Source organism: Bradyrhizobium sp. LB11.1, from assembly GCF_040549385.1.
Classification (GTDB): Bacteria; Pseudomonadota; Alphaproteobacteria; order Rhizobiales; family Xanthobacteraceae; genus Bradyrhizobium.
Map to the genome: position 1 here is coordinate 43,877 of NZ_JBEPTH010000005.1, position 18,558 is coordinate 62,434.

22 protein-coding genes are annotated in these 18,558 nt (G+C 63.8%); 11 read left to right on the plus strand and 11 right to left on the minus strand.

The window, feature by feature from the left end:
* The first annotated feature begins 32 nt into the window (after positions 1 to 32).
* Positions 33 to 1,049, plus strand: a complete 1,017-nt coding sequence (locus ABIA96_RS14445; RefSeq protein ID WP_354137728.1) for a carbon-nitrogen hydrolase family protein — start codon at positions 33 to 35, stop codon at positions 1,047 to 1,049.
* 30 nt (positions 1,050 to 1,079) lie between these two features.
* Positions 1,080 to 2,120, plus strand: a complete 1,041-nt coding sequence (locus ABIA96_RS14450) for a phenylacetaldoxime dehydratase family protein (RefSeq protein WP_354137729.1) — start codon at positions 1,080 to 1,082, stop codon at positions 2,118 to 2,120.
* Here the strand turns inward: ABIA96_RS14450 and ABIA96_RS14455 are convergent.
* Positions 2,117 to 2,755: an HAD family hydrolase gene (locus tag ABIA96_RS14455; RefSeq protein WP_354137730.1), complete on the minus strand. Its 639-nt coding sequence runs from the start codon at positions 2,753 to 2,755 to the stop codon at positions 2,117 to 2,119. The two genes, ABIA96_RS14450 and ABIA96_RS14455, sit on opposite strands and share 4 nt — an antisense overlap.
* Positions 2,756 to 2,843: 88 nt before the next feature.
* Between ABIA96_RS14455 and ABIA96_RS14460 the strand changes: the two genes are divergently transcribed.
* The 4 genes from ABIA96_RS14460 to tsaA all read left to right on the plus strand — a co-directional run bounded on the left by ABIA96_RS14460 (position 2,844) and on the right by tsaA (position 5,504).
* Positions 2,844 to 3,794 (plus strand): transglycosylase SLT domain-containing protein, encoded by a 951-nt coding sequence (locus ABIA96_RS14460; protein ID WP_354137731.1) that lies wholly within the window; start codon positions 2,844 to 2,846, stop codon positions 3,792 to 3,794.
* 99 nt (positions 3,795 to 3,893) lie between these two features.
* Positions 3,894 to 4,634 (plus strand): AzlC family ABC transporter permease, encoded by a 741-nt coding sequence (locus tag ABIA96_RS14465; RefSeq protein WP_354138178.1) that lies wholly within the window; start codon positions 3,894 to 3,896, stop codon positions 4,632 to 4,634.
* Positions 4,631 to 4,981, plus strand: a complete 351-nt coding sequence (locus ABIA96_RS14470; protein ID WP_354137732.1) for an AzlD domain-containing protein — start codon at positions 4,631 to 4,633, stop codon at positions 4,979 to 4,981. The genes ABIA96_RS14465 and ABIA96_RS14470 overlap by 4 nt, the downstream gene beginning before the upstream one ends.
* Before the next feature lie 31 nt (positions 4,982 to 5,012).
* Positions 5,013 to 5,504 carry a tRNA (N6-threonylcarbamoyladenosine(37)-N6)-methyltransferase TrmO gene (gene tsaA / locus ABIA96_RS14475; protein ID WP_354137733.1) on the plus strand — a complete coding sequence of 164 codons (492 nt, stop codon included), beginning with the start codon at positions 5,013 to 5,015 and terminating at the stop codon, positions 5,502 to 5,504.
* Positions 5,505 to 5,605: 101 nt separating this feature from the next.
* On the opposite strand, the gene ABIA96_RS14480 is transcribed toward tsaA, so the two are convergent.
* The 4 genes from ABIA96_RS14480 to ABIA96_RS14495 are packed head-to-tail and all read right to left on the minus strand — an operon-like array spanning position 5,606 to position 8,606.
* Positions 5,606 to 6,034, minus strand: coding sequence for an HIT domain-containing protein (locus tag ABIA96_RS14480; RefSeq protein WP_354137734.1), 429 nt, complete (start codon positions 6,032 to 6,034; stop codon positions 5,606 to 5,608).
* 51 nt (positions 6,035 to 6,085) lie between these two features.
* Positions 6,086 to 7,327, minus strand: a complete 1,242-nt coding sequence (locus ABIA96_RS14485) for a GNAT family N-acetyltransferase (RefSeq protein ID WP_354137735.1) — start codon at positions 7,325 to 7,327, stop codon at positions 6,086 to 6,088.
* A gap of 54 nt (positions 7,328 to 7,381) precedes the next feature.
* A complete protein-coding gene (locus ABIA96_RS14490) occupies positions 7,382 to 8,128 on the minus strand; it encodes a glycerophosphodiester phosphodiesterase (protein WP_354138179.1) in 747 nt (248 codons plus the stop codon).
* A gap of 10 nt (positions 8,129 to 8,138) precedes the next feature.
* A complete protein-coding gene (locus ABIA96_RS14495; protein ID WP_129272253.1) occupies positions 8,139 to 8,606 on the minus strand; it encodes a RidA family protein in 468 nt (155 codons plus the stop codon).
* A gap of 255 nt (positions 8,607 to 8,861) precedes the next feature.
* Here ABIA96_RS14495 and ABIA96_RS14500 point away from each other — a divergent pair, with 255 nt between their 5' ends.
* A complete protein-coding gene (locus ABIA96_RS14500) occupies positions 8,862 to 9,707 on the plus strand; it encodes a cell envelope integrity EipB family protein (RefSeq protein WP_354137736.1) in 846 nt (281 codons plus the stop codon).
* Between the two features lie 71 nt (positions 9,708 to 9,778).
* Positions 9,779 to 10,180: a RidA family protein gene (locus ABIA96_RS14505; protein WP_354083661.1), complete on the plus strand. Its 402-nt coding sequence runs from the start codon at positions 9,779 to 9,781 to the stop codon at positions 10,178 to 10,180.
* Between the two features lie 263 nt (positions 10,181 to 10,443).
* Here the strand turns inward: ABIA96_RS14505 and ABIA96_RS14510 are convergent, their stop codons facing one another.
* Together ABIA96_RS14510 and ABIA96_RS14515 are read right to left on the minus strand one after the other, a co-directional pair.
* A complete protein-coding gene (locus ABIA96_RS14510; protein WP_354137737.1) occupies positions 10,444 to 11,733 on the minus strand; it encodes a DNA polymerase IV in 1,290 nt (429 codons plus the stop codon).
* Positions 11,730 to 12,041, minus strand: coding sequence for a DUF3572 domain-containing protein (locus ABIA96_RS14515; RefSeq protein WP_354137738.1), 312 nt, complete (start codon positions 12,039 to 12,041; stop codon positions 11,730 to 11,732). The genes ABIA96_RS14510 and ABIA96_RS14515 overlap by 4 nt, the downstream gene beginning before the upstream one ends.
* Before the next feature lie 250 nt (positions 12,042 to 12,291).
* Here ABIA96_RS14515 and ABIA96_RS14520 point away from each other — a divergent pair, with 250 nt between their 5' ends.
* Positions 12,292 to 12,657: a response regulator gene (locus ABIA96_RS14520; RefSeq protein ID WP_008566616.1), complete on the plus strand. Its 366-nt coding sequence runs from the start codon at positions 12,292 to 12,294 to the stop codon at positions 12,655 to 12,657.
* 14 nt (positions 12,658 to 12,671) lie between these two features.
* Complete coding sequence (locus ABIA96_RS14525) at positions 12,672 to 14,045, plus strand: PleD family two-component system response regulator (protein ID WP_354137739.1); 1,374 nt, start codon at positions 12,672 to 12,674, stop codon at positions 14,043 to 14,045.
* Positions 14,046 to 14,250: 205 nt separating this feature from the next.
* Here the strand turns inward: ABIA96_RS14525 and ABIA96_RS14530 are convergent, their stop codons facing one another.
* Together ABIA96_RS14530 and ABIA96_RS14535 are read right to left on the minus strand one after the other, a co-directional pair.
* Positions 14,251 to 14,469, minus strand: coding sequence for a hypothetical protein (locus tag ABIA96_RS14530; protein ID WP_354137740.1), 219 nt, complete (start codon positions 14,467 to 14,469; stop codon positions 14,251 to 14,253).
* A gap of 242 nt (positions 14,470 to 14,711) precedes the next feature.
* Positions 14,712 to 15,302, minus strand: a complete 591-nt coding sequence (locus tag ABIA96_RS14535) for a TetR/AcrR family transcriptional regulator (RefSeq protein WP_354137741.1) — start codon at positions 15,300 to 15,302, stop codon at positions 14,712 to 14,714.
* A 141-nt stretch (positions 15,303 to 15,443) separates the two neighbouring features.
* Here ABIA96_RS14535 and ABIA96_RS14540 point away from each other — a divergent pair, with 141 nt between their 5' ends.
* Entirely contained in the window at positions 15,444 to 16,679 is a 1,236-nt protein-coding gene (locus tag ABIA96_RS14540; RefSeq protein WP_354137742.1) for an MFS transporter, read from the plus strand.
* A gap of 102 nt (positions 16,680 to 16,781) precedes the next feature.
* On the opposite strand, the gene ABIA96_RS14545 is transcribed toward ABIA96_RS14540, so the two are convergent.
* Positions 16,782 to 17,627 carry a carbohydrate ABC transporter permease gene (locus ABIA96_RS14545; RefSeq protein ID WP_354137743.1) on the minus strand — a complete coding sequence of 282 codons (846 nt, stop codon included), beginning with the start codon at positions 17,625 to 17,627 and terminating at the stop codon, positions 16,782 to 16,784.
* Position 17,628: 1 nt separating this feature from the next.
* Positions 17,629 to 18,558: a carbohydrate ABC transporter permease gene (locus ABIA96_RS14550; protein ID WP_354137744.1), complete on the minus strand. Its 930-nt coding sequence runs from the start codon at positions 18,556 to 18,558 to the stop codon at positions 17,629 to 17,631.

The window sequence follows — 18,558 nt, forward strand, 5'->3', positions numbered from 1 at the left end:
AGGTCTCCGATCAACCGGCAATGGAGGCGGCAATGGGCATCGAACATCCGAAATACAAGGTCGCGGTGGTGCAGGCAGCGCCCGCCTGGCTAGATCTCGACGCCTCGATCGACAAGTCGATCGCGCTGATCAAGGAAGCGGCAGAGAAGGGCGCCAAGCTGATCGCCTTTCCGGAAGCTTTCATCCCCGGTTACCCCTGGCATATCTGGATGGACTCGCCGGCTTGGGCAATCGGTCGCGGCTTTGTGCAGCGCTACTTTGATAATTCGCTGTCTTACGACAGCTCGCAGGCCGAGAAGTTGCGCGATGCGGTGCGGAAAGCAAAGCTTACCGCCGTGTTCGGCCTGTCCGAGCGCGACGGCGGCAGTCTCTATCTGGCGCAATGGCTGATCGGGCCGGATGGCGAGACAATTGCAAAACGCCGCAAGCTACGGCCGACCCATGCCGAGCGCACCGTCTATGGCGAGGGTGACGGCAGCGACCTCGCGGTCCACGCTCGCGCCGACATCGGCCGTATCGGCGCGCTCTGCTGCTGGGAGCATCTCCAGCCGCTGTCGAAATATGCGATGTACGCCCAGAACGAGCAGGTTCACGTCGCCGCGTGGCCGAGCTTCTCGCTGTACGACCCCTTTGCGCCGGCACTCGGCGCCGAGGTCAACAACGCTGCCTCCCGCGTCTATGCGGTGGAGGGGTCCTGCTTCGTGCTCGCGCCTTGCGCGACGGTGTCGCAGGCGATGATCGACGAGCTCTGCGACCGGCCCGACAAGAACGCGCTGCTGCATGTGGGCGGCGGCTTTGCCGCGATCTATGGACCAGACGGCAGCCAGATCGGCGACAAGCTCGCGCCGGACCAGGAGGGGCTGCTGATCGCCGAGATCGATCTCGGCGCCATCGGCGTCGCCAAGAACGCGGCAGATCCCGCCGGACATTATTCGCGCCCCGACGTCACGCGGCTGCTGCTCAACAAGAAGCGATACCAGCGCGTCGAGCAGTTCGCGCTGCCGGTCGACACCGTTGAGCCCACGGACATCAACGCCGCAGCAAGCTGATCGGCGAGACTGAGGAGAGAGGGTACGATCATGGAATCCGCAATTCCTCTGCATCTCGAAACCCAGCGCACGCGCCACAAGCGTGTGCCGGATGACTACCAGCCGCCATATCCGTCGTTCGTGGCGCGCTACAAGCCCGCGGTCGGTCGCGTCGTGATGGCCTATTTCGGCGTGCAGTATCGCGGGTCAGCACCGGCAACGGCGACGGAAGCACTCGCTGAAATCGCCGGCCTGTTCGGGGGCGAGGGTGGTCCCTCGCATTGGGACCGCGCGCACTATGTCGATCAGGCCGGCCACGCAAATATTGTCTCGGTGGCTTATTGGGACGATATCGCACGCTTCGACGCCTGGTTCGCGCCGGCACGTGAGGCGTGGACAGGAAAGCGCCGAGACGGGATCGGCACCTTCATCGAGGTGCTGCGTCCCACGGTGGCGCGGCACGAGACGCTGTTCTCCTCGCTCGGCAGGCCCGAGGGTGTCGCGGTGATCGCCGACGGCATGAGCGGCGAGGTACAAGAGCACGCCTATTGGGGCGGCATGCGCGACCGCATTCCACTGTCGCAGACCGATCCGATGTCACCGGGCGGCCATCCCGAGCTGATCCGCGACGGTGCACGGCTGCGCGTGAAGGCGCACGACAATCTCTGCCTGATCCGCTCCGGGCAGGACTGGAGCGATACCGAGGCGTCCGAACGGAAGCTCTATCTCGACGACGTCGAGCCGGTGCTGCGGGAGGGCATGGATTTTCTCCGCGATGACGGCCTCGCGATCGGCTGCTACGCCAACCGCTACATGCAGGTGCTCTCGGCCGACGGTAAGGCGAGTGAAAAATCCTACGGTCAGAGCTGGTGGAAAAGTCTTGCCGCACTGGAGCGTTGGGCGGAATCGCATCCGACCCACGTCAAAATCTTCGGTGCGGCGATGAAATATCTTTCGACGCTGGGGCCGTCGGCGAAGTTACGGCTTTATCACGAGGTCACAGTGGCCGTGGCCGACGAGCAGTTCTTCGAATATCTGAACTGCCATCCCAGAACCGGCATGCTGGCGGCGGTGGAGACCGTCAGCGCTTAGGCCACGCAGTGGCCCAGCAGTTCCGGGTGCGCGGCGCAGATGTGATGTGCGCCGGCATCCCTCAGCTCCGCCTCGCTGCCATAGCCGTAGAGCACGCCGATCGCCGTCATGCCGTTGGTCCGGGCACCGACCACGTCATGGCTGCGGTCGCCGATCATGATGGCGCTGTTTGCATCGACCCTGGTCTCGTCGAGCGCGTAGCGCAGCAGATCGCGCTTGTCGACGCGCGTGCCGTCGAGCTCGGAGCCGAAGACACGCTCGAAATACGGTTTCAGGCCAAAATGATCGACGATGCGGGTGGCGTAGACCGCGGGCTTGCTGGTCGCGACGAACATGCGCGGTGTCGTCGCGGCGAGCGTTGCGAGCGTATCCACGATGCCGGCATACGCCTCATTTTCGAACAGGCCGATATCGCTGAACCGCTCGCGGTAGAGCAACAGCGCCTTGTCGGCCAGCGCCTCGGTTCCGGTAAGATTCTTCAGGCTCGCATGCAGTGGCGGCCCGATGCACCAGGTCAGCTCATCCTCACTCGGCACCGCGAGGCTCAGCCGTTCCAGCGCGTACTGGATGGAACGGGTAATCCCGGGTTTCGGGTTGGTCAGCGTGCCGTCGAGATCAAAATAGATTGTGGCCATGGGGCGGGACCGGCGTTGATATCGTCGCCCGTTGCTAGTTGGCTGGGCCCTCAAGTCAAGGTCCGATTTGTCCGGTATTGTGGACGCCATGCGTATAGCCCGGGTTATTGCTGTGACGTGCCTTGCCCTCGTGGCACGGCCCGCGTTTGGCGAGGAGGCCCCGACCCGGTTCGTGCATCCGAGCGTCGAGGAACTCGCACATCTACCGGAGAGGCCCGAAGCGCGAGAGAGCGACACGCGGGAATCGATTTGCCTGATCGTGGAGGCCGCCGCACGCGATGCCAATCTGCCGCTGGAATTCTTCGCCCGTGTGATCTGGCAGGAAAGCCGTTTCCAGGCCAATGCGGTTGGGCCCATGACGCGCAGTGGCGAAAACGCGCAGGGGATCGCGCAGTTCATGCCGAGCACAGCGAGCGAGCGCGGGCTTCTCAATCCCTTCAATCCGGTCCAGGCGTTGCCGAAATCGGCCGAGTTCTTGAACGAGCTCCGCAACCAGTTTGGCAATCTCGGTCTGGCCGCTGCCGCCTACAATGCCGGGCCGCGACGGGTGCAGGAGTGGCTCGCTGGCACCGGCGGCATGCCTGAGCAGACGCGCAACTACGTCTACGTCATTACCGGCGCGACCGTTGATGCGTGGGCCAAGGCCGGCAGCACCGGCAAGGGACCGCCCAGCTCGCCGCCGACGAGCTGCCGCGACCTGATGGCGCTGTTGAAGCGTGCGCCGAACCCGTTCGTGGCCGAACTTGAGCAGCACGTCGAGCTCGCCGCCGCAAGGATTTGGGGTGTGCAGCTCGCCGCCGGCTTCGATCGCAATAAGGCGCTGGCGATGTACTCTCGCGCCGTCACGCGGCTTAGCGCCGTGATCGGCGAGCGCGATCCCAGCCTGTTGAGTTCGGTGGTGCGCAGCCGCGGTTCGCACGCCTTCTACCAGGTGCGCATCGGCGCCGACACGCGCCCCGAGGCTGATGATCTCTGCAACCGCATCCGCAAGGCGGGCGGCGCCTGCTTCGTGCTGAAGAACCGGGGCGTACGGGGGTAGGGAGCGCGCGCATGCCAGCCCCGCCACGCGCTTCCTTGACGCGGCCGTCCGCATTGCTCGTTATGCATGCACGATTTTGCAACCTCAGCCGGCCGTCCCGTGGCGCTTCCTCCGCTCGATTCCCCTCAATGGCAAAGTCCGTGGCGCGCCTTCGCCTGGGGGCTGCGCTCGATCACGCAGACGATCCTCACGCTAGTCCTGTTCGCGACCTATCTCGGCATCGGCGCACTTGCCCATGACAGCCATTTTAGCCTGCTCTGGGCGCTCTGCTCGACGCTGTTCGTCTGGGCAGGTCCGGCGCAGATCATTCTGGTCACCACGCTCGGCTCGGGCGCGACCGTCATTCAGTCTGCGGTTGCGGTGACTGTCAGCGCAGTCCGGCTGTTTCCGATGGTGGTGTCGGTGCTGCCACTGATGCGCACGCCGACGACCAAACGACGTGAGCTGCTCTTCGCGGCGCATCTGACGGCCGTGACGCTGTGGGTCGAATGCCATCGCTTCCTGCCGCAAGTGCCGCGCGAGCGGCGGATCGCCTTCGTGAACGGACTTGGCTTCGGTCTGGTCTCGGTGTGTCTCACCGCCAACACGGTCGGCTATTTCCTCGCCGCCAACCTGACGCAGACGCTGGGCGCCGCGATCCTGCTGCTGACGCCATTGTCCTTCCTGTTCTCGACCGCGCGCAACTGCCGCGAGGTCGCCGATGCCGTCGCGCTCGCGCTTGGGATCCTGCTCTATCCGCTGGCCGCCAAGATCAACTCGGGCCTCGACATTCTCGTCAGCGGTCTGGCGGCGGGCACGATTGCCTATGGCGTGCATTGGTGGCGGGAGGTGCGCGCATGAGCGCCGCGCAACTGATCGGCGACTGGCACGCGCTGCTCGTGCTGCTTGTCGCCGGCGTCTTTCCCAATCAGATCTGGCGCATGCTGGGCCTCTGGTTCGGCGGCGGCATCGACGAGGGCTCCGAGCTGCTGGTCTGGGTGAGGGCGGTTGCCACCGCGATCCTGGCCGGCGTCATCGCCCAGATCGTGGTCGAGCCGCCGGGCACGCTTGCCAGTGTGCCGGATGGCTTGCGCTATGGCGCGGTGGCCGCCGGCCTCGTCGCGTTCCTGCTGACCCGCCGTTCGATTTTTGCGGGCGTTGTCGCCGGTGAAGTCTTCATGCTGGCCGGCAAGTGGTGGTTGGGCTAGAACCTCCGCGAACAGCCAAGGAATTGGAAATATGGTTCGCGAAAATGAACTCCGCGAGGGTGAAGTCGCAGTCGAGCTGCCGTCGACGGAGGATGCCGGCCTTGTCTTCATCGGTCGCATCCGGACGCCCTGGTCCTCGCGACTGGAGACGCCGCGGCAGGGCCGCGCCGACGGCCCGATATGCCGGCTCGAGATTTTTGAACCGTTCGTGCCTGCTATCAAGGGCGTCGATTTCTACAGCAATCTCGAGGTGCTCTACTGGCTCGACAAGTCCCGCCGCGACATCGTCCTGCAAAGCCCGAAGAACAACGAGAAGACCCGCGGCACGTTTTCGCTGCGCTCGCCGGTCCGGCCCAATCCGATCGGTACCGCGATCGTGAAGCTCGTTGGCATCGAGGGCAGCACGATCCTGGTGCGTGGTCTCGACTGCCTCGACAACACGCCGCTGATCGACATCAAGCCCGATCGCTGCGAGTTCACGCCGCTGGCGGCGCCGCAGCCGGGGGATTTCCAGACGGAGTGAGAGCACTCCGCTCCAACCCCATCATTGAAGCAATCCAGATTGTTTCCGAGGAAGCAGTCTGGATTGCTTCACTTCGCTCGCAATGACGGAGTGTGGGGCGATCAGCCCGCCTTCAACGCCGCGATCAGCTTCGTCGCGTTCTCTTCCAGCACCTTGATGTGTTCCTTGCGGCTCGCGGGCGGCAGCATCGCTACGCCGTCGTGGCGGGGCATCACGTGCATGTGGAGATGAAACACCACCTGGCCGCCGGCGGCCTCGCTGAACTGCTGCACGGTGATGCCGTCGGCCTTGAACGCCTCCATTGCGGCAGCTGCGATTCTGTGCGCGCCGCGGGCGACGTGGGCGTAGTCGTCCGCCTTGATGTCGAGGATGTTGCGGGCAGGCGCCTTCGGGATCACCAGCGTGTGGCCTGATACCCGCGGCATGATGTCGAGGAAAGCGAAGACATGCTCGTCTTCGTAGACCTTATGGCAGGGAAACTCGCCGCGCAGGATCTTTGCAAAGATGTTGTTCGGGTCGTAGGCGGTCATGGAGGCGGCTCCCAAGATTTTGCGTTGACTGTCACCAGCCCCGCGCGTGCGTCAAGGCGCTTCGTCGATACCTTTCCGGAACGGGCCGAGCTCGGCCAACTCCCGTCCGGCCTCCGCAACGTAGGTGCGCTCGCGCTTGAGGTAATCGTCGATGGCGCGGCGCAGGCCGGGATCGGCGATGAAGTGCGCGGAGTGGGTGGTCCGCGGCAGGTAGCCGCGCGCGATCTTGTGCTCGCCCTGCGCGCCGGCCTCGACGTGCGTGAGGCCGCGCTTGATGGCGAAATCGATCGCCTGATAGTAGCAGACCTCGAAATGCAGGAACGGATGATGCTCGACCGCGCCCCAGTTGCGGCCGAACAGCGTGTCCGAACCGATGAAGTTGATCGCGCCCGCGATCCAGCGGTCATTGCGGCGGGCCATCACCAGCAGAACATCCTCGCTCATGGTCTCGCCGATCAGCGAGAAGAATTCGCGCGTGAGATAGGGACGCCCCCATTTGCGCGAACCGGTCTCCATGTAGAACGCGAAGAAGGCATCCCAGGCGTCCTCGGTGATGTCTTTGCCTGTGAGCCAGTGGATCGTGATGCCGGCGGCGAGCGCATCGCGTCGCTCGCGCTTGATCGATTTGCGGTGACGCGAGTTCAGCGTCGCCAGAAAATCGTCGAAGCTCGCAAATCCTTCGTTGCGCCAGTGGAACTGCTGGTCGGTGCGCTGGAGGAAGCCGTGCTGGGCAAGCAGCTTCCACTCCGCCTCGCGGGCGAACGTGACGTGCACCGAGGACGCCTTGCTGACGCCGCACAGCGCCACCAGCCCGCTCGCCAGTGCCTCCGAGATACGCTCGCGATCGACGCCGTCGCGGACCAGGAGCCGCGGGCCCGTCGCCGGCGTGAAGGGAACAGAGACCTGCAGCTTCGGGTAATAGCGCCCGCCGGCGCGCTCATAGGCGTCGGCCCAGCCGCGGTCGAAAACGTACTCGCCTTGGCTGTGTGATTTCAGATAGCAGGGCACGACACCGGCGACACGGCCGTCGATCTTGGCCACCAAATGCCGCGCTCCCCAGCCGGTGCGGATCGTGGCTGAACCCGATTTCTCGACGGCGGAAAGAAAGGCGTGAGATACGAAAGGGTTATAGGCGGGCTTTAAGAGGTCGAGAGAATCGCCTGGAAGCCCGGATGAGGTTCCCCTGCCATGCCCATTGCAGGCCTTGCCAGGACTGGCGCAGGCATCCCAATCCTCCGGCGAGACTTCGCCAATGGACGGTACGGCCTCCAGAGTGATTTCGGATGATGCCATTGCGCCCAAGATCGTGCATTGCAGCAGCGACTTCAAGGGTTGGGAACATCAAGCCTACGGCACGAAGCCCTCAAAGATCATCTGATCGGCATATTGCCCAACCCGCGTCCGCTGCTCCGGCGTGCGCACGGTCCAGCCGAGCAGGGCGCAGCCGAGAACCTTACTGGCGATCCAGGGGGCTGGCGCCGGCAGGTGGTCGACCTTGAAGGCGACGAAATGGGGCTGGGTCTGGAAGCCGTGGCGCAGGTACAGCATGCTGTCGCGCTGCTGCGGCGTCAGATAGGCCCAGTACTCGTCCTCATAGCTCCGCTGCGCGACGATGCCGCGCGGGCGGGAGGGCAGCAGTTCGCGCAGCGCCAGCACCTGGTCGGGGTCGAAGGACATCCCGACCGCTTGCCCTTGATAGGAGGCCAGGACCTCGGCCATCCGCTTCACCAGCTTGCGGTCGCCGTCGAAATGGCTCTTCACCTCGACCACCAGCGGCACGCGGCCGACGACCATGGCGCAGAGATCGCTGAGCGACATCATCCGCTCAGGTGTATCCTTGAACTTGATGGCTCTCAGCTCGGCCGCGGTCTTCGCGACCACCGGGCCGGTGGCCTCGGTGAGGCGGCCGAGCGCATGGTCGTGATGCACCATGGCCTCGCCATCGGCGGAGAGCTGGATGTCGACCTCGATCGAGAAATTGCCCGCAACCGCCGCCTGCACCGCGCCCGGCATGTTTTCCACGATGCCACGCGAAATGTCATGCAGGCCGCGATGGGCGACCGGCCGCGCTGTCAGCCAATCCGGAGCACGCACGATGCCGACCTCAGGCGACCTCAAACACGCCTTCGACCTCGACCGCCGCGTCCGCGGGCAGAGAGGCGACACCGACCGTGGTGCGGGCGTGGCGGCCCTTGTCACCGAAGGCGGCGACCATCAGGTCGGAGGCGCCGTTCAGCACCTTCGGCCCGTCCAGGAAGTCCGGCGCCGAGTTGATAAAGCCGCCCAGGCGTACCACGCGCACGACCTTGTCGAGATCGCCAAGCGCAGCCTTGACCTGCGCGAGCAGGTTGACGGCACAGCCGCGCGCGGCCGCAGCACCGTCCTCGATCGAAACCCCGGCGCCGAGCTTGCCCTTGGCGATCAACTTGCCGTCGGGGGCGAAGCAAACTTGGCCGGAGACGAACAGCAGATTGCCGGTACGCACGAACGGCACGTAGTTGGCCACGGGGGTGGGGGCCTCGTGCAGCTTGATGCCCTGTTCCGCCAGTTTCTGCTCGACCGTGCCCGCCATGTCTCGACCTCGATGTCTGAAAACTCATCCGCACCCGGTGCGTCTGTTGACCTCCGGGTGCGCCCTGTTTCGCCCATCATGCCGCCACATGCAAGCAAGCCGACAGGGCGGCGGCACGCCGGGGCGGATTGCTTTTTTCTGAGGCTGGCCATGAGGTTCAGCAGAGGGGCGCAATTTTACGTGAAACCGCCGCAGTTGCGACGCAATGGAACGGTCATTAAAGTGTCGAATCTGCGCGTCCCCCAGAGAACAGACATGGTGCACGTTTTCCGGACTTCACTCGGTGTGATGGCGCTCGCGGCGACCGTTATCGGTGCCGGCGGTGGCGTCCATGCCGCGAACGGTCCGTTCCTCGCGCACCAGGCGCTCTATGATCTGAGCCTGGTCAAATCGCGCTCCAATTCCGTCAACAGCGCGCGCGGCCGCATCCTCTATAATTTCGCCGGCAGCAGCTGCGAGGGCTACACGTCCGAATTCCGCCAGGTCTCCGAGCTCGACAGCGGCGAGGGCAAGATCACGCTCAGCGATCTCCGCTCCAATTCCTGGGAGGACGCCGGCGGCAAAAGCTACCGCTTCAAGATCGAGACGCGGATGAACGAGACCGAGGCCGGCTTGGTCGACGGTTCGGCCGAGCGCGACGGCGACCACATCAACGTCAAGCTTAAGTTGCCCGCGCCGAAGAATTTCACCCTCGACGGCAAAATCGTGTTTCCGACCGAGCAGATCCAGCACATCATTGCGGCGGCCAAGGACGGCAAATCGCTCCTGGAGCTCTCCGTTTATGACGGCTCCGACGATGGCCAGAAGGTCTACAACACGCTGACCGTGATCGGTCAGCCGATCGCCGCCGAGCCCACTGCGTCGGCCGATCCGTCGACGTCGGACGAGCACATGAAAGCGTTGAAGCGCTGGCCGGTGACCGTCAGCTATTTTGACCGCGACGTCCAGCAGAAGGAAGGCGAGCAGACGCCGGTCTATGCGATGTCGTTCGAGCTCTACGAGAACGGCGTCTCCCGCCAGCTCGTGCTCGACTACAACGATTTTGTCATTTCCGGCGCAATGGGCAAGTTCGACGTCAAGGACAGCAAGCCCTGCAATTAGGCGCCGAGGCTAGCCCTCGACACCGTCACCAGCTACGCTCCCTTCCAACCACAAACTCCGGGAGCCAGCCCATGCCCAAGCTCGATCATCTCCGCCCCAGCGGACTGCACCACAACCCCGCTTATTCCCACGTCGTTACCGCCTCCGGCGCGCGCACGATCTACATCTCCGGCCAGGTGTCCGTGGACGAGGAGGGGCGGATCGTCGGCGAGGGCGACCTCGCCGCGCAGACCACGCAGGTGATGCAGAATCTCGGCCATGCATTGAAGGCGGCCGGCGCCTCCTACGCTAACATCGTCAAGATCACGACGTTCGTCGTCGGCTACAAGCCGGAGCTGCGCCCCATCATCGGCAAGGCCCGCTCGGTCTTCTTTGAAGGCATGGAGCCGCCGGCCTCGACGCTCGTCGGGGTCTCCGCGCTCGCCGCGCCGGAATGGCTGATCGAGATCGAGGCGATCGCGGTCGCGGACTGAGTGCGCAGACACAACGGCCGAGTTCACGGCTTTCGCAAAACGTGAAAACAACCCCATGCACAGTAGAAACGCAGTTGCCGAACGGGACAGGTTGATCTGAATTTCGTATTTAGCGAATTTAGGTTGACGCGTCGGGCAAAACAGTGGCACTCTGCCATGCTGGCGTTTTTCAAATGCCGTACGGGCTGGCCACCATGTTCGACGCGCTATGAAGCTTCGCGGTTGCGCGGGGATGACGGGACGACACCTCCGTCGCAGCCAACTCATTCCTGCCCCTTCTCCGGCCCGTCATACGCGATACCGCGAATGACGGCAGCATTGCCGAACTTCTTGCGCAGACTGTCCACGGCTCGCTCGGCATGCGCGGCGCGGCGGTCGAGCATATCGGTGTCGTCGGCGGGGGAGCCGTCGCGCAGCGCGCTGACCCCGGCGCCCATCAGGCGGAAGGCGGTGCCGTCAATTTCCTTGGCCAGCATCTCGCGGCAGATTGCGAAGATCTTTGCAGCAAGCTGCGTCGGCGCCGCGATCGATTGCGAGCGTGTGCGCTGACGGAAGTCAGCGGTCTTCAGTTTGAGCGTGACGGTTGAGCCGGCAAGCTCGCTGCTCTTGAGCCGCGACGACGTCTTCTCGCACAGCCGCCACAAAATCTTTTCCAGCGTCGCGAAATCGCGGATGTCGGTCTCGAAGGTGGTTTCACTGGAGATTGTCTTGGCGCCGCGATCGGCTTCGACGCGGCGGTCGTCGATGCCGCGCGCGAGCCGCCATAGCCTGCGGCCGTCGCTCGGAAACTGCCGCATCAGCTCGATCTCGTCGACCTTTTGCAGGTCGGCGATGATGCGGAAGCCGCGCTGCACGAGGCGTTCCTGGGTCGCAGGTCCGACGCCGAAGATGAAGCCGACCGGCCTCGAAGCCAGCATCAAGCGGGCTTCCTCCTGGTCGAGCGCGGCAAAGCCGCGCGGCTTGTCGAGATCGGAGGCGATCTTGGCCAAAAACTTGTTGCAGGAGAGGCCGACCGAGACAGAGATGCCGATTTCGCGCTCGACGTCGCGGGCAAAGCGCGCGAGCACCTTTGCCGGGATCATGCCGTGCACGCGCTCGGTGCCGGAGAGATCGAGAAAGGCCTCGTCGATCGAGAGCGGCTCGACCAGCGGCGTCAGCGCCTGCATGGCCTGGCGCACCTCGCGGCCGACGCGGACGTACTTCGCCATGTCGGGTCGGATCACGACCGCATGCGGACAGGCTTCCAACGCTCTATACATCGGCATCGCGGAACGCACGCCATAGGTGCGTGCGATGTAGCAGGCCGCCGACACCACGCCGCGCTTGCCACCGCCGATGATGACGGGCTTGTCGGCGATGTCAGGATTGTCGCGCTTCTCGACCGTCGCATAGAAGGCGTCGCAATCGATATGGGCGATGGTCAGCCTTGCGAGCGCGCGGTGGCGGACGAGGCGAGGGGAGCCGCAGGCGGAACAGCGCCGTACGGCCATGTCCAGATCGGCCAGACAATCCCGGCAGAAGCAGCGGGGCCCGGCCGGATCTGGGGCGCTCACGGCACGTCGCGCTCCCAGGTCCGGTCGCCGAGCGCATCGCCCAGCACCTGCCGCGCTGCGGCAACGTTGGTCGGATGCAGTTCCGAGGCCTTGGCAAAGGCCTTCACGGTGTCGTCATCGCGCAGCACGAAATCGAACACGCTGAGCAGGAAATGCGGGTCCGAGGCGGCGTTCCGGAGCGTCTCCGGACCGACCCCTGTCTCAGCCAGAAACAGGCCCAGCCTTTCAGGGTCGCCCGCAATAAACGACAGCGCCTGAATCGCAACGATTTCAGCGACTTCGCGAGGGTTGTGAACAGGCTTTTTCACGGGCCCAGTTTGCCTTTCCGTTAACTTTCGGTGTCTACTTTGGAATATGCCCGAGTCTTGGGACTGAGTCTCGGACCTGAGTCTTGCTGGCCCAGACAAGCAACTGGAAACCACATCGCAGAAAGTGGCCCCTCGGGTTTAACGAAACTCAAGCGAATCTGAGGCTAGTTTGAATCCAGTTTTCGAAGCGCCGGAAAGCGGCGCCTGAGGCGTCACATGTATAGGGCTTCGTGCCAATCAGGAGGGCGGGATGGCTAAGACCGTCCTGATCGTGGAAGACAACGAGCTCAACATGAAGCTCTTCCGCGACCTGTTGGAGGCGCACGGCTACCAAACCTCCGGCACCAGCAACGGCTACGAGGCGCTCGACCTCGTGCGCAAGATGCGGCCCGACCTGGTGCTGATGGATATCCAATTGCCGCAGGTCTCGGGCCTCGAGGTGACGCGCTGGATCAAGGACGATCCCGAGCTGCGCGCCATTCCCGTCGTCGCGGTCACGGCCTTCGCGATGAAGGGCGACGAAGAGCGCATCCGCGAGGGCGGTTGCGAAGCCTATTTGTCCAAGCCGATCTCGGTCGGCAAATTCATTGAGACGGTCCGGCGTTTTATCGGATAGGAAGTGAGTTCAGAGTGTCCGCGCGTATCCTGGTCGTCGATGACGTTCCCGCCAACGTCAAACTCCTCGAAGCCCGTCTTTCGGCCGAATATTTCGATGTGACGACGGCCTCGAACGGCACCGAAGCGCTAGCGCTCGCCCGCCGCGCCGAGTGCGACATCATCCTGCTCGACGTGATGATGCCCGACATGGACGGCTTCGAAGTCTGCCGCCGCCTCAAGACCGATCCGGCCACGCACCATATTCCCGTGGTGATGGTCACCGCGCTCGATAGCCCGTCCGACCGCAACCGCGGGCTCGAAGCCGGCGCTGACGATTTCCTGACCAAGCCCGTCTCCGACGTCGTGCTGATCGCGCGCGTGCGCTCGCTGACGCGATTGAAGATGATGACCGACGAGCTGCGCATGCGCGCCATCACCTCGCTCGAGATCGGCATGCAGGCGCCCGAGCGCAGCGCCATCGCCGATGCCGGCAAGGGCGGCCGCATCCTGCTGGTCGACGACCGGCAGTCGTCCTATGAGCGGCTGGCGACGATCCTCGCGGCCGAGCACACCATCGACGTCGAGCCGAATCCGACCGAAGCGCTGTTCCACGCGGCCGAGGGCAATTACGATCTCCTGATCGTCTCGCTCGATCTGAACAATTTCGACGGCCTGCGGCTCTGCAGCCAGGCCCGCTCGCTGGAGCGCACGCGCCACGTGCCGATCCTGGCGATTGCGGAAGCGGAAAACGCAACGCGGTTGCTCCGTGGCCTCGAGATCGGCGTCAACGACTATCTGCTGCGCCCGATCGACAAGATCGAACTGCTGGCGCGCGCCCGCACCCAGATCCGCCGCCGCCGCTACACCGATCATCTGCGCGACAACGTGCAGAACTCGATCGAGATGGCGATCACCGATGCGCTCACTGGCCTGCACAATCGCCGCTACATGGAGAGCCATCTGGCGACGCTGGCCGAGCAGGCCTCGACCCGCGGCAAGCCGCTGGCGCTGATGATCCTGGACATCGACTATTTCAAGTCGATCAACGACAATTACGGCCACGATGCCGGCGACGACGTGCTGCGCGAATTCGCCGTGCGCGTGCGCAAGTCGATCCGCGGAATCGATCTCGCCTGCCGCTACGGCGGCGAGGAGTTCGTCATCGTGATGCCGGAGACCGATCTTCACGTCGCCGGCATGGTCGCCGAACGCCTGCGCCGCTCGATCGCGGGCGAGCCGTTCGCGGTCCACAAGGGCACCAAGCGCATCGAGGTCACGATCTCGATCGGGCTCACCACGCTGGAACAGAAGGGCGAGGCGGTCGCCGACGTCCTCAAGCGCGCCGACACGGCGCTCTACCGCGCCAAGCACGACGGGCGAAATCGCGTGGTGTCGCAGGCGGCGTGAGGCCGGCGCCGGCGCCTGCGTCCGTCATCACACCCTCCTTGAGAAGGAATCAGCATCACGCGTGCCCCCTCAGGCGCGCGGCGCATTCGGAAAATCCACGATGTCTGCAGGATCGAAAGTCATCCAAAATCCCCGCTTTGAGAGCCGAGGACGCCAGCTGATCGGAAAAATGCCGTCCACTCCCTTCAGGACTGCGCATGGCAAGTCATCTCTTGAGCTCTTTGAGCAATGCAACGCGCTTATCGTTCAGGGCGCGCAGATATTGTGCATTTGAAAGCTGCGTCTCCTGCCACTCAATCCGATCTTCCGCGGTCCACAGAAAGCACTCGCGAGCGAAGCGAGCTTTCTCCGCCGCATCAAAGTCGGTGAAAATTTTAATATCACGCTCCACCTCGTCCAGCTGCTCCTGGATAGTCCTTGGCATCAGCCGTTCCCCCGGCCTTCGCCTCCAGCCAGGGGCAGTTTTCGGTGCGATCTAAGCGGTTAGCAACGGTGTTTTGCTCGCGGATCGGTAGTAAAATGTATTAGTCGTTCATAAAGGTTATTGTGTACGATTGTCGTCATCGACGCGCGATCCGCGGCGCGTGTCATCCACTCCCGTGTCCATCCCCCAGGGGCACTGAATCGCGGTAATCATACCGAGCAATACGGCGACAATCCTTATTGCTACGACCGCTTGCCCTTCGCCGCACCACCACCGACATCGACCCCCGCATTCCGCAGCAGCACCTTCGCCGCTTCCTTCGCCGCGCGCGCCATCGCGGGATCGTCGCGGACGAGGTCCTGCGCGATCGAGCCGTCGACCAGCAGCACGAGCTGCGTCGCGAGCGCGTCGGCATCCGCAACACCAAGCTCGGTCAACCGGTCGCGAAACCAGACACGGCGGCTTTCCTTGAAGGCGATGGCGATCTTCTTCACGGCGCGGTCTTGAGGCCCGAGCTCGGCGACCGCATTGACGAATGGGCAGCCGCGAAAATCCTTCGCGGCAAAGCGCCGCTCCAGCGAATCGAAGGTGGCGAGAATCTGCTCGGCCGGGGGCTTGTCGGAGGAGCGCGCGTGGACGAAGCGGCGCTCCAGATAGGCCGCGATCAACGCATCCTTGGACGGGAAGTGGTTGTACAGCGTGCGCTTGGAGATGCCGATCTCGGCCGCGATGGTGTCGACGCCGATGGCGCGAATGCCTTGCAGATAGAACAGCTTGTCGGCGGTCTCGAGGATCCGCTCTTTCATCGTCTGTGGGGCGGGCGGGGGAGCCATGCGGCCGGACAAGTCCTGTTGAGCTTCTCTTGGCTTGACAGTGCGGTCCTTCTATAGACTAGTTACACAGGTCTGTGTAACCAAAATCAACGCGAATTGCAGACGCTGGCGCGTGCGCCGCGCCCACGAGGGAGATAAAAAATGCCCCTGTTGCAGGTCCTGCGTCCGACATTGCCGATCCTGATCGGCGCCTCGATCATGCTGACGCTGAGCATGGGGCTGCGGCAGTCGCTCGGCATCTTCATGCAGCCGCTGACGCATGACATCCACCTCTCGGTGTCGGACTTCACGCTGGCACTCGCCGTGCAGAACCTCGCCTGGGGCTTTCTCCAGCCGCTCGCCGGCGCGATGACCGTGCGCTACGGCTTCCGTCCCATCATGATCGTGGGATCGCTGATGTACATCGCGGGTCTGGTCTTGATGACGACAGCCAACGGGCTGGTCGGCATCATGATCGGCGCCGGCGTGCTGATCGGCACCTCACTCGCCTGCACAGCGGCTGCGATCGCGATGTCGGTGGCGACGCGTGCGGTCCCTGCGACGGTGCGTTCGACCGTGCTCGGTATCGTCTCAGGCGCCGGCTCGCTCGGTGCGCTGCTATCGGCGCCGATCGGGCAGATGCTCAACGAGGGTTTTGGCTGGCGCATCGGGCTTGCCGGCTTCGTCGTGATGTCGGTGCTGATGATCCCTGCCGCGTGGTACGCCGGCCGCGTCGACGCCATCCCGCTGCCGAAGCCGGCCGCCGACGACATCGGCGACGCCACGGCCGCATCCGTCGCAAAGTTGGCGTTCGGCAATGCCTCCTTCGTGGTGATGACCTGCGCCTATCTGGTCTGCGGCATGCAGCTCGTGTTCCTCACCACCCATCTGCCGTCGTATCTGGCGATCTGCGGCCTCGATCCGATGTTGAGCGCGCAGACGCTCGGCATGATCGGCGGCTTCAACGTGCTGGGCTCGCTGTTCTTCGGTTGGGCCGGCCAGCGCTGGAACAAGCTGGCGTTGCTGGGGGGCATCTACATCCTGCGCTCGCTCGCGCTCGCCTGGTACTTCATGCTGCCTGCGACGCCGGCATCGACGCTGCTGTTCGGCGCGATCATGGGATTCCTCTGGATGGGCGTCGGCCCGCTGGTCGCCGGCGCCGTCGCCGAGATGTTCGGCCTGCGCTGGCAGGCCATGATCCAGGGCCTCGCCTTCATGAGCCACCAGATCGGCAGCTTCCTCGGCGCGTACGGAGGAGGGGTGATCTACGACGCACTCGGCTCCTACAACATGGCCTGGCGCATCGGCGTGGCGCTCGGCCTCGCCGGCGGCATCATCCAGGTCGCGTTCGCGCTGATCCGGCCGGCGCAGCCGCCATCGGTGTTGCGGACGGCGTAGCTTGGGGCGGGCGCTCGTAAACGCCAGCTTCGGAGCGCAAAGCTGACGCTGCGTTGAATAATGATGCATAGTTCTCACCCGCTTGCCAAAGCGGGACTACGGCTATTTGACGGCGCCGCCGGTGATGCCCGCGATGAAGCGATCGAGGAAGAGATTGTAGGCGATCGCGACCGGGATGGCGGCGATCAAGGCCCCTGCCATGATCTCGCCCCAGAAGAACACATCGCCGCGGATCAGGTCGGTCGACACGCCCAGCGTGATCGGCTTTTGGTCGGACGACGAGACGAAGGTCAGCGCGTAGACGAACTCCTGCAAGGTCAGGGTGAACGTAAAGATCACCACTGTCAGGATCGCCGGCACCGACAGCGGGATCGCCATCTTGATGAAGGCGCCGAACAGGCTGCAGCCGTCGACGATCGCGGCTTCCTCGATCTCGACGGGCAGCGCCTTGAAGAATCCCATCAGCAGCCAGGAGCAGAACGGGATCGTGAACGTCGGGTAGACCAGTACAAGCGACCACATCGAGTTTTGCAGGCCGAGTTCGGCGATGATCCGGGACAGCGGCAGGAACAACAAGGTCGGCGGCACCAGGTAGGTCAGGAAGATCGTGATGCCGAGTGCTTCGCCCTTACGGCTGGTCATGCGGGCCAGGCTGTAACCGGCCGGGACCGCGGTGACCAGGGTAATCGCGGTGACGCAGACGCCGATGATCAGCGAGTTCAACAGCCAGCGCGCGAACAAGGTCTCCTCGAACAGGTACCTGATGTGCTCGAGCGTCGGCGGCGCATTGAACCAGAACGGGATGTTGGTGACGTCGTAGAGATCGCTGTTCTGTTTGAACGCCGTGATTGCCATCCAATAGAACGGAAACACAGCGAGGATGACAAAGAATGCGACACCGAGGAAGAAACCGGTCTTGCGGAGCCAGCGGAGAACGGGGCGCGACATGTCAAATCTCCCGGCGACGAATAAAGCGCAGCGTGAAAATCACCACGACAAGCAGCACCGGCAGCATGAACAGCGAGATCGCCGCACCGTGCGACACATCGCCTGAAACGATGCCGGTCTGAAAGCCCGCAAAGCCCAGAACCGAGGTCGCGCCACCGGGACCGCCCATGGTCAGCAAAAACACAATGGAAAGGTCGGTGAAGGTGAACACGATGCCGAAGATCAGGCCGATGGCCACGATCGGCAGGATCATCGGCAGGATGATCTGGTAGTTGCGGCGCCAAAAACCCGCACCATCGACCGTTGCGGCGTCGATCACGTCCTGCGGAACCGCGGTGATGCCGGCGAGGAAGATCACGATGGCAAATGGAAAGAATCGCCAGGCGTTGATGATGACGATGCACAGCATCGCGAGGTACGGATTGCCGAGCCAGTTCGGTGCCTCCTCGCGAGTAAGGATACCAGCCGCAATCATGGTCCAGTTGATCACGCTGTAGAGCGAATCGAACATCCACTGCCAGGCGATCGTGGCGAGGGCGACCGGTACCGCAAAAGGCAGGATGATCAACGCCCGCACGATCTTGCGGCCGGGGAAGGGCTGCAACAGCAGGAAGGCGCCGAACTTTCCGAGTACGAGGCCGAGCAGTTGCGACCCGAACGTAAAGACGAAGGTGTTGCGCAGCGTCTCGAAGAAAGTCGGATTCTGCAGGATCTGCTCGAAGTTCGCCAGGCCAACAAATCTCCAGGTCGGGTTGTAGATCGTGTAGGCGCTGAGCGAGTAGTAGACCGCGAGCAGAAGTGGAAGACCGACAAGTAGCAGGACGTAGAGGATCGCCGGCGCGACCAAAATCGTTTCGAGCACCTCGCGACGGTCGAGGATGAAGTGAAAGCGCGAAATCGGCTTGGCGACAGACTCTGCGATGACAGCCAT

Coding starts and splice junctions, on each gene's coding strand:
- ABIA96_RS14530 (WP_354137740.1), bottom strand. CDS start 14,469: ATGCCAAGGACTATCCAGGAGCAGCTGGACGAGGTGGAGCGTGATATT.
- ABIA96_RS14450 (WP_354137729.1), top strand. CDS start 1,080: ATGGAATCCGCAATTCCTCTGCATCTCGAAACCCAGCGCACGCGCCAC.
- ABIA96_RS14495 (WP_129272253.1), bottom strand. CDS start 8,606: ATGGCGGGCACGGTCGAGCAGAAACTGGCGGAACAGGGCATCAAGCTG.
- ABIA96_RS14505 (WP_354083661.1), top strand. CDS start 9,779: ATGCCCAAGCTCGATCATCTCCGCCCCAGCGGACTGCACCACAACCCC.
- ABIA96_RS14540 (WP_354137742.1), top strand. CDS start 15,444: ATGCCCCTGTTGCAGGTCCTGCGTCCGACATTGCCGATCCTGATCGGC.
- ABIA96_RS14545 (WP_354137743.1), bottom strand. CDS start 17,627: ATGTCGCGCCCCGTTCTCCGCTGGCTCCGCAAGACCGGTTTCTTCCTC.
- ABIA96_RS14480 (WP_354137734.1), bottom strand. CDS start 6,034: ATGACCGCCTACGACCCGAACAACATCTTTGCAAAGATCCTGCGCGGC.
- ABIA96_RS14520 (WP_008566616.1), top strand. CDS start 12,292: ATGGCTAAGACCGTCCTGATCGTGGAAGACAACGAGCTCAACATGAAG.
- ABIA96_RS14470 (WP_354137732.1), top strand. CDS start 4,631: ATGAGCGCCGCGCAACTGATCGGCGACTGGCACGCGCTGCTCGTGCTG.
- ABIA96_RS14485 (WP_354137735.1), bottom strand. CDS start 7,327: ATGGCATCATCCGAAATCACTCTGGAGGCCGTACCGTCCATTGGCGAA.
- ABIA96_RS14550 (WP_354137744.1), bottom strand. CDS start 18,558: ATGGCTGTCATCGCAGAGTCTGTCGCCAAGCCGATTTCGCGCTTTCAC.
- ABIA96_RS14445 (WP_354137728.1), top strand. CDS start 33: ATGGGCATCGAACATCCGAAATACAAGGTCGCGGTGGTGCAGGCAGCG.
- ABIA96_RS14460 (WP_354137731.1), top strand. CDS start 2,844: ATGCGTATAGCCCGGGTTATTGCTGTGACGTGCCTTGCCCTCGTGGCA.
- ABIA96_RS14535 (WP_354137741.1), bottom strand. CDS start 15,302: ATGGCTCCCCCGCCCGCCCCACAGACGATGAAAGAGCGGATCCTCGAG.
- ABIA96_RS14500 (WP_354137736.1), top strand. CDS start 8,862: ATGGTGCACGTTTTCCGGACTTCACTCGGTGTGATGGCGCTCGCGGCG.
- ABIA96_RS14455 (WP_354137730.1), bottom strand. CDS start 2,755: ATGGCCACAATCTATTTTGATCTCGACGGCACGCTGACCAACCCGAAA.
- tsaA (WP_354137733.1), top strand. CDS start 5,013: ATGGTTCGCGAAAATGAACTCCGCGAGGGTGAAGTCGCAGTCGAGCTG.